This window comes from Nocardia sp. NBC_00416 (assembly GCF_036032445.1).
GTDB lineage: Bacteria > Actinomycetota > Actinomycetes > Mycobacteriales > Mycobacteriaceae > Nocardia.
This window is the reverse complement of record NZ_CP107932.1, coordinates 1417006-1433431: the sequence shown is the minus strand read 5'-3', so window position 1 is coordinate 1433431 and position 16426 is coordinate 1417006. Positions and strand designations below refer to the sequence as shown.

At 66.9% G+C, this 16426-nt stretch carries 1 protein-coding gene (cut by a window edge); it reads right to left on the bottom strand.

Annotated features, from left to right (window positions below):
- Positions 1-16426, bottom strand: the 5' portion of a protein-coding gene (locus tag OG804_RS06420) for a hypothetical protein (RefSeq protein ID WP_328394865.1). Its footprint begins 15713 nt before the window's first position; 16426 of the gene's 32139 nt are visible here — the first part of the coding sequence; its start codon is at positions 16424-16426; its stop codon lies beyond the left edge, outside the window.

The following is a 16426-nucleotide window of genomic DNA, read 5'->3' as shown; positions in this document are numbered from 1 at the left end:
CTCGATCGGGCCAGACGCCTTTCAGGTCACCGAGCCACAGCCACAGCTCGTTCCACCGATCGACGGCATTGCGCGGCACATGCCATCTCCCGCGCATCTCACCGTCCGGGGCGGGCGACAGGACCGGTGTCATCGTGACCGCGACGGCCAGCATCGCGTCGAAGACCTCCACCCGGTCCCGCCGGCTCGCTGCCGCCGCTTCCTGACGGAGACGCAGCAGCGACGGGATGCGTCTGCCCTCCGGAATATCCGACTCCGCCAGGGTCATGCTGCTCCGTGCCGCAAGCTCGGTGAGCCGATCGGAGGCGGTGGTCAGCCGTTCGACGGGGTATTCGCCCCGCACGTGGGACCGGATATCCCGCATCCGTGCGGCCGCCGCCATTTCGTCCGCATAACGCTGGTCCGAATTGTGTTCGGGGCCGGGCCGGGGCTCGGATCCGTCCCCACCAGAGCTCGTCGACCTCAGAGCCGCCAGGACTTCCGCGCGGCGCTCCTCGGCGTGCCGCAGAAGCAGTTCCGCAGCGCACCAGGCGATCACCTGCCGGACCGGATCGTCGGACTCGGGATCGACGTCACCGATGGCGGCAGCGGATTCGGCGGACATCGCGGCGACGGCCCCGGCGAGGGTCTCTGTATCGGTCAGGTGCCTCGCATAGCGAAGGAGCTCGGCGATCCGCGAGATCCGATCGTAGTCACCGGCGTCGACAGGTTCGGTCCCGCGCGAAATCGTCACCGCCCTGTTCAGCTCCACGACCAGCACCTGCGCAGCCCTGAATTCTTTACCGCGCAGCTTCGCGAGCAAGGCCTCGAAGTCGGCGCGGCGCGCCGACTTCTCCCGGTCGGCCGCGACGAGCGCTGACAGATCAGCCACGATCGCCGGCGCGTCCGGCGCGGAGGCACCGGCTCCCATTCGTTGTTCGGCGGCGGACAGAGCGCGATAGAAGTCCTTCACCTCCGACGGCATATCGGCGGCCGCAGGCGTCGTCGGCTCGGCGAAATAGTTGACCCAGCGCGGGCGGCCGGCGGCGACAACCGCCGACTCCAGCCCGCCGGGAGCGTCCGGAGCGGCGGCGTCCGGAGCGGCGGCGTCCGGAGCGGTCTCGGCCGCGCGGAAGGACTCGACAATTTCGTCAGGGGCCCCCGCGCGGCTCGGGTCAGCCGTTGCACCGCCGGGCAGGCCCGATTCGCTTGCCACGCCGGCAACTGAGGTAACTTCCGCGGGCGGGCGGTCGACATCGACGACCTCGGCATGGATGTCGTAGCGGGTAAAGGTCACCTCAGTTCCATCGATGATCCGGCTGACAGTTGACTCCTCCCTCCGCAAGATCCGGATCTCGAGGTCGCGCCGGAGAAGCAATTCATTGGCGTCGAACCTGTTCGACCCGTCACCCACATGGCCGATGAACAATGCGGGAGTGCCGGCCGGGACATCCAAGTGCAAGCGCCAATCGGAACCGGTGTCGATATTCGGGCCCCACTGGCGCAGCGGTCCCAGGCTCGTCGACATATATGTCGGCAACCGATGAACATCACCGGCCGCACACTCGCGGAGCCCGAGCAAATCGATCAGTTCTGAATTAATATCGCGGCCTACACGCATATTTTCGGGCGTCGGCGTGAGCATGAGCATTCCGTCGAGATACTGGATCTGCCGCAAACGCCCTGAACTTACCGATTCGTTGGCGATCTGAGCATTGATTCCTACTTCGTAAAAATCTCGAATATACGGTAGCAGCCCACCGATAACAGCCTCGTTGGGAATTCTTCTCGTCGCCGCACCCCATACTTCGCGACCATATCCGAAGGCTTCTTCGCCGGTATCGAATGTCCGATACCCCCCGCGGAGCGGCTCGTACTCGCGCGGCCAGTTGCCGCTTCGGGTCAAGGTGCCCTCATCCCAATCCCCGTCGGTCCACCAGTACGGCTTCTCGACCAGAATGCTCGCGTATTTCGGCCCGAGCTCCTCATCTACGCTTTCAGCGGCGAATATTCGACCGATTCGTGCAACCAGCACACGGTAGCCGGATTCTTCGTATCGGGATCTCTCATGGTCGATCGAGACACCAGTGAATCCGTATCTGGACGCGAGATCGCCCATCAGGGTGCGGAACCGAATACTGTCGGCACCCCAGAGCCCTTGGTCGATTGCGTCGTTGATATCCTGAATCCTGCCCGCGAAATTCTGCGGATCACTGTCCCAGGTCGCCTCTATCGCCTGCACATTTCGGCCGAGTACCTGCCACATATTCGACCACATCTGCTCGACGACAGAGATTTCATCGTCATTGCCTGCGCCCTGGATGATCCTTCCGGAAAGGACACCGCCTTCGTCGATCCGGAAATCGAACGACGGTCCGCCGGCCGGGGAACTCACATATTCCATCGCGCCACCGGCCGACCACAGCAACGACCATCGCACGTCCTCCCCCGATACCTCTACTGCGATGCCCGGGACGTGCGGCGACGGTATCGGCACCACACTCAGTGATCGCGAGTTGTCCTCCTGCAGTAGCTTCGAAACGGTGTCGACGGCCATTTGTTCGACGAAGAAACTCTCATCGGAGGTCGACCAGCCTTCCATCGCAGCCCTGATGCGTCGCCGAACGACCGACACCGACTCGGGTTCAGCCGAGACATCCGAGGCTGCGCCGTCCGAAGCCCCCTGAGCCGGCCCGACCGGCCCCTCCGAACCAATGGCGAACTCGTATGTCCAGCCGTATACGTCCGACCCCTCACGAGCTTCTCGCCAATCGGTCTCGTCGGCCAGAGCCCGCATCGCCGCAACGGCCGCACCGTCGCAGGCGGGTGGCCGCCGGCCGGGAACTCCGACTGTCACAGCCCCGGTCACAATCTCCGCACGAGAGTCGAGGACTACGGTTCCCAGTCCATCGCCCTGTACCAACGCGTGCAGCAGGGTCGACAACAACTGCCGGACTTTGGCTTCCTGGGCGGGAGGTCGGTCGAGCAGAATCCCACGGAGGTGCTCGTACACCAGACCGGAGTCCAGCTGGCGATTTGGTGTCCGGACGTCGATTTTCAGGTGCCGGTGACCGAGGTCGTCGAATGTGGCAACCAACCTGGTGAGTCCGAACCGGTCGAGACCTGTTACCGATACCCGACCCAGATCCGCCCCGGTCATCTCCACAGCAACCCCGAATCCGCGGCGCAAGAGCCGGATGACGGTAGCTGAAACCGCAGCTCGCGTATCTGATTCGACGGCTGCCTCGTCCCACCATGCCGCCAACGATTCAACACCGGCGCCGATGGCCGCACCGAACCGTGCGGCATCGTCGGAGGCGACTGCCACCGGCTGCAGCTCGAACCGCATCGGAAGTCGGCCCGGCTCCTGAGGGCCGGACCGGGGCGTCTCGCGGCCGCCCACTTCCCACGCGCTCGCTGGGCCGTGAACGAAATCACCCGCGCCGGAAGCACTACCTCGTCCCACCGACGGTGGCGACTCACCGCCGGCACCCGGAAGGGCCGAGACTTCGATCGCCAGCCCCGCCGCCTGTTCCACGACAACGTTGCCGTCCTGGTCACAGAACGCTCCATACGGGAAATCCCACCGCTGTTGGATCTGTGTGGCGATCGTCGCCCGACGGGCATCGTCTGGTGCCATCCCCAGCAATTTCTCGATCAACACCGTGTCCCGTTCGCGATTCACGCCGCCCACCACGACCGTCACGCGAACCGGCTCCGAATCCACTGGGCGCTGTGCGGCCTTCTCCCCCAGATCCCGCAGCTGCTCGGCCGCGATCGGACCGACCGCACCGACGAACGCCTGTTCGTACCCCGCGTAACCGACCAACGACGCCGATTGGGTCGAGTTCGAATGCCCATCGGGGACATCATCGAACACGTAGGTCTCGTACTCGGTGCCCATAGCACTGCAGATCGGCCCACCCGCCGGATCGCTGTATTTCTGCGCGCTCGGCGCAGCGATGAACGACACGTCCATATCAGCGGCGAACGTATCCGCCAACATCCCGAACACCGCACCGACATCCGGCGTGGCCCGATCATCTGCGTCGCCGTCGTACATCAGCGCCACCGGAAAGCCCTGCGCACGCACCTCCTCGATGCGTGCATGCATGTACGACACGATCCGGTCCATATCGGCGGGGTCGATTCCGTTGACGCTGTCTGCGCCGCGCACGGCGATGATCCGCGTGCCCGCCTCTGACAATTCCGCGACCCGCCGATCCCACACGGCCAGATCCGACGACAGCCTTGTACACCGCGGCGCCGCATCAGGGATCTTCCCGCCATCAGGCGCTGATCCGTCCGCAGGCCGGTCTCGAGGCCCCCTACCCGCAGAGGCTTCGAAGTCCGCCCGCATTTCACGAAGCCTCTTGGTGACAGCACCACGACTACCGAACTGGCGTGCACGATCCCGCTGCACATGTCGATGTTCGTGCATCAGGGACTCCACGTCGTTCCGGACGTGCATATCCGGTACATGGCGCGCCACCCGGATCAGCGACTCGTACAACATCTCCACTGCGGTCGCGGTCGCTCCGTCGGATACCCCCGAAGTCCGGATGGTCTCCAAAAGTACGCCGAACCCCGCCACCGCGCCCGCGGCGTTCGGCGTCTCGTCCCAGAGGAGAGCGTCGGGAACGGTATCCAGAAGCTCGCCGGCCCGTCGGATCCGGTCCGATTCCCCGCCCAGGTCCGAACCGGACTGTTCGAGTAGCGAGCGCACCGTGTCCAGTAGCGCTGCCAGGTCCGCGCGTTCGGCACCGGTGACGCCGGCGGCATCACGCCGGTCCGCGGCATGCCGTGCCGCCACGGCGTCCTTGGCGGCGGCTCGTTCTCCCGAGTCGCGGGAAACGAGCGGCCAGATGTCCTCCTGCTCGGCGCGGCTCAGACCCGCGAACACCTCCGCCACCCCCGGATCGCGGATCAGCGAGAGGTCGAACTCGGATCGGCCCGGCCAGCCGTACTCGGCGTTCACCCGCGCAATCGCGGTGTCGAGCGCCTCTGTCCCGCCTACTGCGTCGAGCAGATAGCCGAAGGTACGGATGACGTCCTCCGGATACATCCGGAACGAGGTCCCCGGACCCTGGTAGAAGAAATACTTGTCTACCAGGTGTATGCCGAGCTCGGACGGCATACACGCCGCACCGGTGGCGGTGTTGGTCACGGTGTAGACGGCCCAGCCCTGGCTGTCGTCGCCGAACGGCGAGCGCTGCGAGGACTGGTGTCCGGACCGGCTCGCGGTATACGTGACGCCGTCGGCGGCGAGGGCGAACCGGTCCAGGCCCCAGACTTCGATGAGATGCGCGCACAGCCGGAGGGCGTCGACGAGGTCGGCGTGGGTGCAGTCGACCTCGGCGAGGAGGTCGTTGTCCCGCGCGCGGGTCTGATTCAAATCGTCGTCGAAGCCGAGGAAGCCGTCCTCCGAACTGTCGAATCCATCCGGGTGTATCACAATGCCCGGGCGCATTCTGCGTTCGAGCCATTCCTTCGAATGCCCGTTCATCCCGGTGCTCGCCAGAATTTCCGCGGTATCTTCCGTTCGCCTGGTGGCAGGCGGCAATCCCACGTCCGCCAGGGTGATCGGGCGGCGGGCACTAGACCGTGTCGGCTTGCACGAGCCGGCCGCCAGGGTTGTCTCCACCCAGTCGTTGCGCAACCGCAGCGCGGGCTCCTCGCCGGCGGTCTCGACAGCCACGACTTGCCCCTGGGCTGTCACTATGTCCACAGCAGCGCTGCCAACGGAGAAGAACAGCTCGCTGCGGCCTTCCGCCGTTGCGACAACGGTGACCTCGGTGTCACCACAGCGCAGACGCCGGACTCCGGGGGCCGGCACACGAAAGCCTGCCTCGTCGAGTTGCTGTTCGAGGGAACGATCTGCGATGTCGTCGAGGTTCATCCGCTTCGTCGCGTCCAGCACCGGAACTTGCTCTCCACCGGTACAGTCCGCCCAGTATTCGGCCGACTCCCCCGACTCGGTGACTCGGCGCGCACCGACGAGAACCCGGCCGTCGCCGGTGTTGCGCACCCGCAACGCCGCGATGGCCTGGTCGGGGCCGCCGAAGACGGTCTTGCTGGCGGGCCTGTGCAGTCGTAAGCCACCGCTGTGCTGCTCGAGCAGGAAACCGCCGCCACGGAATACCCCGCCACCCAGATCTTCGATTCCCGGAATCCTGGCAAGGTCTCGACCACTCGGCCCGGCGGCCGGAGTGGTCGGCGCGTCCGGGTCCGAACCGGCGACATCGGGGTCGGGTCCCGAACCCGGCTCGACGACCCTTCGTGCCGGATCCGGCGTGGGCTCATCACTCTGGCGTCTGCCCATGTCGCGTCTCTTGCTGACCAGCGGATCGTCCCCTGAAAGTCGATCGCGTATGCGCGGGGGTTTCGTGGCCGGTGCGGAGCCAGAACTCGTGGACGGCTCCTCGGACGGGGCGTTCGATCGGATCGGCTGCGTCGGGCGCTCGTCCGACGATTCACCGAGCTTCGCCGCAGCGCGATATTCGGCGTCGGCGAGTGCCGGTCCGGCGGCGAGAGCGACGAGCATTTCCATGGTTTCGATTTCGGCGCGGGTGAAGTCCGCGGCGGCCGATGCACTCGCCCGCATCGCCCGACCCGTGGCCTCCTCGACCGGAATATCGGGCACGATGAACCGCTCGCGCACCAACGCCCGTCGGTGTCCGTCGAGTTCGATCAGGGCATTACGGAACTCGCGCGCCGTCATCGCCCGCAGCGGCTCGGGCAGACGCATACGAATCTCGGTGAAATACTCCTCGGCCAATGCCCCCACGGCGGCAGTGGCCAATTCGATTTCTATGGCATCACGTGATGCGTTGGGTGCCCGGTAGGCCTTTTCGATCGCGGAACGCTGTACCGGGTCCAACGCACGCCATGCCTGCTGCCATCGCCGCGTCCGCGCGTCACCCATACCGATGCCCGCCCAGTCGTACCGCTCGACGATCCACATCGCAAGACCGCCGCGACCGGCAGCAGCCGGGTCGGCGCCGGTGACAGCGGTTTCGGCGGCGGGCGACGAGCCGACCGGCACATCGGCCCCTGTCGTGCTCGCCGGCTCGCCATCGCGCGCTGAGGTCCGGGCGGTGCCGTCGTCTTCCGGAGGCGCCTCTGCGCGGACCGGCGAGAACTCGGTGGGCGCGATCTCCCTCTCGGCTTCCACCACCGGCAGGTCCATGATCACGGTCTGCGATTGCCGGCCGCGAGCGTCACGACAGGTGAGGAACAGAACGTCGCAGCCTCTGGCGTCCAGCTTGGTGGTAACCGACACACTTACCTCACCACCACCGGCTTCGAAGGCCATGGAGACCATCAGGCGAACGCGTCTGCCGCCCTCCTCGGGTCGACTCCATCCGGCATCGGACAGGACACTCTCGGCCCAGGCCTCGGCCTCGAGCTCGGCTGCGGTAGTGCCGAGCTTCCCGGCGTCGAACGTTGTCGTCCTGGACAGCGGCTTCGTGTTCCCGCTGCGCGCAGGCGCAGCTCCGCGGGGCGCGGGTACCGGTGGTACCTCGGCGGGCCGACGGGCGATCAAACCAGTGGGCCCCTCGGCATGCGCCCAGTTGCGGGCCGGGTCGTGCGGGTGCATCGCACCCCACGGCGTCAGCGCGATCACCGATATCTGTTCTTCCGGGCCGGGGATTCGCCCGTCCGGCCGGTACACGGGTTGACCGGGCCGTTGCGCGATCGCCGAGAATTCCGCGGCCGGTCCCTGCGGGTTCTGGACGGCCGAATAGAACAGGAACGGGTGAACGTCCGCGGGGTCCAGCACCCGGACCTCGCCATCCAGCACATGCAGCAGCTCGACTGTGTTGCCCCGCGCGACAACGGCGACGGCACCGGGTGTGTCGGAGACCCACCGAGCCACCATGTCGACGGATTCGAATTCCGAACCCGCACCTATGTGCTGCCACGCGCCGCCGACACCGGCGGAGACCTCCGAGTTGAACCAGCCGTCGGCGAAATCGTCGGCGCCCCCCAGTTCGGGCGGCCGGACATAGGACAGCAGCGCGGCCGCGACACCTTGCAGGACCGGGCCGTCCAGTCGCGGATACCCGAGCAGTGCCTGTTCCCATGCCGGATCCGCAGGCTCGGGCTGTGCTTCCGGCAAAGTCGGGTCGCTGTGAGGCTCTTCGATATCGGCGATCGTGTGCTCGGCGTAGGAGATTTCGGGACGCACGGCGCCGAGTTCCTGGCCGGCGTAGTAACTGCGGCTGCTTTCCAGATCGTTGTCACGGTTTTCGATCTGACGCCGAGGCCTTCCAGCGCCGGCCGGATACTGGCGCAGGACGAGCGTCCGCCGCACCGGCCGGCCCTCGGCGCTGTCCGCGCGTTTCGCCCGTGCGTACTCTCCGATCGCACACCGCAGGCTGTCACCCACACGGTTGACCGGAATCTCTTTGAACTCGTGAATATCGATACGCTCGGCGGTGTCCGGATCCTCACCGATAGTGATTTCGACAAATCCGGCGTAAAAGTGGAACCCCGCGAAATAAACCCGCGAGCGGCCGGGCTGTGTCAGGGCCCAGGCATCCGCCTCATCCACGGCCTGCAGAACCGCAGTCCCGTCGGTGAGCGCCCGGCGCGTCAGATGGTCGAGCTCCGACCGGTCGGTGAGATCAGCGACCAAGCGCGTGAACAGGGATCGGTACAGCTGGTCACGCCAGGATGCCGACAGGCCGTCCGCACGGATGCCACGAGCGAATGCCTCCGCGAAGTCGGGACTCTCGACGAAAAGGCGCATCTTCTCCATGCCGCGCAACAGCCGCCAGGCATGCGAATACGCGGACCCGCTCTCGACCGAACGTCGTCCGAATACATTGCCGTACGTGCGAATGAGCTCTTCGAAATGCCCGGTTGTTCCGCCCGCGGGCGCGGTGGCCCGGCCGGACGGATCGGGTTCCGTGCTCGGCTCCGGAGCCTCCTCGACGCGGTACCGGGTGTGCCCTATCTCGCCGAGATCGTCGGCGACCGTGACAACTCCAATGGGACGATCGTCGTCGCGCACGACCGACGACGACACCCGGACAAAGGCAGCGCCGCGACGGAACGCTTCCAGGACCTGTTCCCACACGCTCCGCACTGCCGATACGACAGCATCCGGTTCATCCCGCAGCTGCCGCTCGACTACCTTCTTGGTCCACCTCGCGGCGCGGGCGGCCGCTTCGACGGCGCCCATCCTCGAATCCAGTTCCAACGGAATCCGCGGGTCCACGGAACCCCCGTTGTTCTCTTCGGGCACCCCGGATCCGGCGGAGGGCTGATCAGACGGTCCGGATTCGTCGAGAGGATCACCAGCGGGCGGCATCGTGTACAGCCCCGGCGCCAACAGGCCGCGCAGCCCGCCGAACGGGAAAGCGCGGCGCAGCTCCTGCGGACCGGGGCCCGCGTGCAACGGAGCGGTGCGTGACCAGGAGTCACGCGGGGTAGACCCGTCCTGGTCGCTGAGATAGACCCACCAGCGACCGGCGGCGGACAGTTCGATACCGAGGACCCCGTCGGCGCGCACGAAGGTGACCGCGGCGTCGGCGCCGACCTCGCTGAGCGCGTGCGCCAGGTGGTCGCGAGCGTCCGCACGACGACCAGCCGGATAGTCGCCCATCACCTCGTCGAGCACTGCGAGGGCGGTACCGCCGACCACCGTGTCGACCCGATCGACGCCGGTGTCGCGGAACGGGAACGGATCGGGGATCACGCCGGCGGCGGCAAGCAGCGCAACGGCGCGAGCGACAGTGGGCACGAGTTCGGGCGACAGCTCGATACGACCATCACGGTGGAACAGCGCTTGCAGGGGTGTAGCGCGCCCGCCGAGCTCCGTGAAGACCCGCGCCCATTCGGGCGCGGTGACCGTGACCAGACCAGCCGCCCAGGGCGGGCAGACCTCCGCCAGCAGACTGCCGAATGCGACGGCACGGGTCAGACGCGGAACGAGGGCATCCGCGGCTTCCCTGGCCCTTTCGGCCGCGTGGGGCTGGGCGGTGACCGCGAGCGGCGCCGCGGCGGCGGGGATCGCCTCGCCCAGCAGGGCGTGCAGCTGGACCACGAGCTCCGGCGCGTCCTCGGGCCGCCGTGACATCTGGTCGACTACGGCGGTCAGCACCGAGACCGGATCGAGGTACCCTTCGCGCATGATCGGGGCGCCGATCCGCTCCTGTACCCAGGAATAGAAGCCCGGCGAGTGGTAGAAGGACAGCCCCGCACTCTGTTCCTCGACGAACTTCCGATATTCCCGGTTCATCGTGTTCGACAGCAGGCTGCGGATCGGCTCGAACGCGGAGCCCACCAGCAGACCGAGGATCTCTCGAACGAAAGTTCGCTCATCCGGCGCGAGCCGGGAAGACGCCGGGGTAACGCCGGAACGGTAGCCGCGACTCCAATCCAGCAGATCCTTTCCGACGATGATCCGTGGAATTCCCTCCGCCAAACCGGGATAGAGCGTGAGCAGATGCGACACGCTCCGCAGGAACTGCCGGGCAACTGCCTCCGCCGAGGTGAAGTACGGAGCCTCGAGTCCGCGGACCTCGATCCCGTACCGCCTCCGAATCCACGCCGTGATCTCGGCCGCGTTCCCTTCGTCCACCAATGCCTGCTCGGACACTTCGGACCATTCCCCGGTATCGAGGTAGGGAAGAACCGCTGTGCGCAACATCCGCCGCTGATTACGCGACAGCTGGTCGCGACGGACCAGGTCCAGTGCGGTGTCGATGACCTCGAGGGGCGAATTCCCGGATAGCTCGTCGAGCAGTTCGGCGACCTGCTGCGCATCCGCGTCGGCGGCTGCACGCGCCTGTGTCAATTCCTGGCGCAACTCATCGAAGGTGTCCATCGGAAAACCGAGACCCGCGGACTCGTAGATATCGACGTACTGCGCAATCGTGTCGCAGTATTCGAAGATCCCGCGTAGCCGCGCGCTCGACTCCGCGGTGTCGCCGCCGGCCGACCCACCCGGGATCGCCGAACGCACGGCCCCGAGCTCGGCCTTCGCCTCCGCGGTGCTGCCCAGCCCGCCACTGCGGTCCGGCTGATCCGTATACGATTCACGCGCCTGCTCGATCAACAGCGCATGCAGCTGCACAGCCAGGTCCGACGCATTCTCCGGCTGCCGCGTCATCTGCTCGATTACCACGGCCATCACCGCCGTGGCATCGAACTGTTCGCCGCCGAAGGCATCGGAACCGAGTTTCGCCCGCACCCACTCGCGAAATATCTCCGCGGCCTCCTCGCTCGATTCACCGCGGTCCGGGTGCGCTTCGCGAAATGCGCCGGTCAGCGTCTCGGAGATGATTTTTCGCGCCCGGCCGTCCCCGGCGTCGAGCAGGAGCCGGGCGAGGTCGCTCTGGAAGGCGCGATCCTGGCGGGTGAAATCCGACGGCGAGTGCGGCATTCGACCGACGCGGAAACTCGAACTCCAATGCTGGAGATGTGATCCGACGAACACCCGCGGCAGCGCCCGCGCGTAGTCGGGATACAGCCGGCATACGATCGACAGCCGATGCAGCAACTCCCGGGACAGGAAGTCCGAGTTGTGGAAGTACCGGCCATCCAGCCCGAAGGCTTCGAGACCGTACCGCTGTTCGAGCCAGTCCTTGATCTCGGCCGTACTGCCGTCCCGGCTGAGCCGTCGCTCCTCGACCTCGGCCCATGCGTCGGTCTCCATGACCCCCGCCAGTGCCCGAACGAGATCACGCCGCATAGGGGGCGACATCCGGTGCTCGCGTAGCAGTTCCAGGGCCCGGTCCACGATCTGTTCCGAGGGACCGGAGGACAGCTGGTCCACCAGGGTGATGACAGTCCGCACCGAATAGGCCGTCAGCTCGCTGTCGAGCTCGGTGCGCAGATTGTCCGAGTAATAGCCGACCACCGACAGCAGGTCCCGGGCACGAGCGGCCGCAGCGTCCGACGGGGCGGTGCGCAGTTCATCGATCGAGTCGTAGACCTCCACAGTCGTGGCCAGCCGATCTCTCGCCGATGTGGAGTCCTGGTAGAACCTCAGCAGATTCCGTGCCTCCACGGCGACCTCGGCGGACGGTGCGGCGGCGAAGGCTGTGATCAGCTCCTGGGCATACTCCTCGAGCACGACGCGATCCGGCCGCCGATCGCTGGCATCGGACGCCTCGGATACGAAGAACGCCCGGTACCGCACCCCCGCATCGCCCAGCGACTGCACTGTCCGGGTCAGCATCACCGGATGCGCGGAGAGTTCTTCCGATTCGGAAGGACGGAATACCGCGGCGGATCTTCGGCCACTGGCGGCCACGAGCTCCACGTGCACGCCGTGATCGCCGTAGATCGATACCGTGACCGACGCCGCACTACCGCTGCCGACCACCGTATCGACGGCCTGGCCGATCCTGCCCGCCAGTTCTCCGGCCTGATCGGGCGACCATCCATGCCGTAACAGCGCACTCTCGGTCCCGGCCGCAAGGCCCGTACCGGCGGTGTCCGCGCCGGCGAGCAGATTCTCGACGAGGTCCGTCCGCTGTGGCGTGGACACTTCCGCCTCGGCGGAGCCGATATCGGGCAACCGGGCCGCGGTGCGGGTTCCGCCCGCTTGCCCCTGAACTGTCGGAGCGCCACCCGACCCCGGAGAACGCGCGGCGTTCGAACCGTCCGCCCCACTTCGGCTCTCGGTCTCGTGCGAACGGCGGGGCAGCTCCGCCGGACTCTCGGGATGCGCCGATTCACCGTCGAACCACATCGAAATGCGCTGGCCGCCGGAATGAACAGGTGCGAAGTCGAATCCGCTGGTCGCTGTTCGGACCGGCAGCCATCCGGCATTCTCGTCCAGCAGATCGAGGAAATCGACACCACCCTCGACATCGATGAGATCGACGCGCAGACCGTCCCCGTGGGGCACCTCCACCCGCACCACGCGACCGGTCCGCGTCACCGCATCGACAGCACTGCCCACCGCCGACCGAATCCGCGAGACCTCCCCCGCCGAAACCCCCCGCCCGGCAAGCACGGCGCCCACCTCATGAACCGCCCGCGCCGCGCTACCCGCATCACCGGGAACCACGCGATACCCGAGCGGATCCGGCGCGCGATCGAATCCGAGCCAGATCCGCCGCCCGCCGTCGACCATCGACTCCACACCGAACACCTGCGTAGACGGCCGACTCCCCGGCTCCCCGAAAACCTCCCGCGGTGAAACCCGGCCGGTGGGGTCGACTATGAGGACCTGCACCGAATCTCCGAGCTGCCACACCTCCACTGAGGTCCCGCCGTCGACCTTCCCCGCGTCCAGGGCATCGTCGGCCACCAGCGCGACCTCAGCAGCCCGTTCCGCCGACCAACCAGCACGAACCAGCAGCGGCGCAACCCCGTCCCGAACCTGATGCGCGGTCATCACCGCATGGGGAGTACTCGATCCGATCGCCGCCGTTGCCGCACTCGGCCGCACACCCACCACACCGGGGGTCGTGCGTTCGGCGAGTCCGGCATCCCACTCTCCGGCCAGCTGTTCGAGTCGCGCCAACCGTTGCGCACCGCTCAACTCCCGGCCGCCGATAATCGGGCTGTTCACCGTCTCCGCGGCGTCTCCCAGGAACTTCGCCGCGCGATCACGGGCAGCGCCCGCCGGATGCAGGTCCGGATGGGCCTCCCGGTAGAACCGCTGCAGAATCGCCTCCGACCGTGCCCTGGTTTCCATCGACTCGATCGCGGAGGCCCCGCGTTCCGGAAGGGCGGGCCACCGGAGTTCGACAGCACCCGCGGTTGCCTCCGCACCGGCACCGGCACGAGGTCCGCCCCCGGCGACAGCCCCGTCCACCAATCCCGCCTGCGCCACGCGATGCGCCGCCTCGAACAGGGCGCGCGCGGCGGACAGATCCGCCATTCGCGACGGACTCGCCGGGACACCACCGTCGACCTGCACCCGCGACGAACCCGGCCCGTCGGGTGCCGGGAGGACGCCGCGTAGCAGGTAGGCCATACTCTGCCGCAACAACAGCTCTGCCATCGGACCGGGGGACGAGCCCACCCCGCTCTGCACCGGATGGTTGCCGGGCGGCATCGAAGTGAACAGCATCGGAAGTTCGTCGAATCTCAGCTGATACCGGGTGCCGCCCCAATCCTCTTGGAAGATCCGGAAACTGTCCGCGGCATCGCGGGCTGTGGGAAAGTTCGGTCCCTCCGGACCGTCGAAGATCTCGGCGGAGACCGATCCGCCGCCGTTGAACACGTTGACGAACAGTCCGACCTGCCCGGTCTCGGCGAGGACAGCCGCACCCCGCACGGTCACCTCGGCGCCACCGGCCCCGGCATGATCGACGACCTCGCTCAGAGCTGCCGCGATCTCACCGATACGCGACGGATCGATCCCGGCTTTCCGCAGCGGGGCCAATACCGGCTCGAGCTGCGGCCCGGTTCGGTCCCCGGGCCGGATTGCCACGTCGAAGTCGGTGCGCCCCGTGATCGGTTCACGGATCTCGAACCGAATCCGGCCGCCACCGTCCATCGCCGTGACCTCGGCGGTGCTGCTGTCGAATGCCGAGCGCACGGCCCCTCCCGGCCGCGACAGAGCCGTCGTCATCCGGTCGTTCGACACCGTGATGTCGAGGCGCAGCCGTCCGTCCGCCAGTACCGCGGCGTCGACTCGCACCGGGCCACCCGCATCCAGGGCGACCGTCACATCCGTGGCCACCGCCCGGCGCACTGCTTCGATCCCCGGAGCGGACCAGCGTGCTTCGGCTGCCGTAGCCGCGACCGCATCGGCCGCTTCCACCGCACCGAGCAGATGGCCGCGCGGAATCTCCACACTCACAGCCGAGTCGGGTCCTGCGCTGTACCATTCCGGCACAGCGTCGGCAGGTACCCGCGGGTCCGGGACCGCGTCGGCAGCCGGCGATTTCGCGGCAGCCGGCGGATCCTGCGGACCGGCTACCAGGTTCGGACCCGGCGCACGGTCTGCGGGGGCGCTGCCCGATCGGCCGAACTCACCGGTCCCGGAACCACCGGAAACCGGGGGTGTCTTCGGCGCGGAGCTCATCCCGCCGACACCCTCCACTGGTCCCGCCGTGATGGCTCGAGGGGTAGTTCCCGAACCGGCGGACGATGCCGACGCTGCTGGGGAGGGCGCTGCGTTCGTGGACGACGCGTGCATGTTCGCGCCGGCGGACCGCGCGGGAGCAGCGGTTGGAGAATCAGATCCCCGTGGGCTCGTTTCCGCCTGCAAATCCTGGTGCAGTTTGTTCAGCCGAGCAAGGTCGATCGGATCACCCTCGGCGTGACTGCGTTTGATGTCTTCGTACGCTGCGGACGCTTCCTTCACGAAATTCTCGTTGTAAGCCCGCTTCTCCGCACTCATGGCGTGTTCGTTCATGCGCGTTTCACGCATCAGGTCCTTGAACAGCTGATCCGCTTCTTTCCGCGTCCCGTACTCGGGCGTGGGCACATCGACGTCGCGCGCTGCCATGTTCACGCCACCCGAGTGCCGCCGGGGCTCAGCCGCCGCCAGCTCGGACCGCATCCCCGAGGCAGCACCGGCGGCAGCACCGGTCACGACACCACCGATCAGCATCTCCTTGTGCAGCGTCCAGTCGATGGCGTCCAGATCGACGGCGCCCTTTTCGGCGAGTTGCACGGCCGCCTGGTACATGATGCCCGCGGTCCACATGCCGACAGCGCCACCCGCTCCGCCGAGCGCACCCGAGATCGCGCTCCGCGCCACCAGGGACATGCTCTGGCCCAGCCACCGCTCGACCTGCTTCGCGACCGAGACACCGGCCATACCACCCGAAGCCCACATCACCAAGGTGCTGAAGAATTGCTCGGTATCGAACTCCTGCCGATTGCCGCCGGCAATCTGATAGGTCTGGATTCCCGCGTCCATACCCGCCCCGGCGAGCCCCATTATTCCGCCGGATTTCAGACCCGGGACAATGATTTCCTTGAAGAACAGCGGCAACGAATTTCGTGCTCCCGGCGTTGCGGCCAGCAGCGCAAGCCGCTCCCCCAACCGCACCCCGGCCGCCGCGATGGCCCTCCGCCCACCGGCGAGCAACATCGGAACGATCAGGCCGGCCCACTGCGGCGCGAGCGTCAGCACCTTGATGACCGTGTAGGCAGTGATCACGGCGAAGATCGCCATGACCAGCTGCTCGTATTCCATCTGGGTGGCGGCCTTGTCGAGGAAGTCCCCCAAGTCATCGATCCCCGCGCCGACGTTCTGGAAGGACAACTCTCCGGATATCAAACCTTCGAGTTGATCCACTACCGTATCGGCCAGCTCTCCGTACAACACGGAGTAATTCAGCGCCGACTCGACGGCACTCTGCAGCTCCGGAGACAGCGTCCTGATCTCGTCGGCATACGTCCTCAACACCGCGACGAGTGCGCGCATGCGGTCCGGATCACCGTCCGGGTACTCCGCACCGAAGTTCAGAACTTCCAGAATCGGGTCAGGAATCCAACTCAACAGATCAGTAGCAGACAT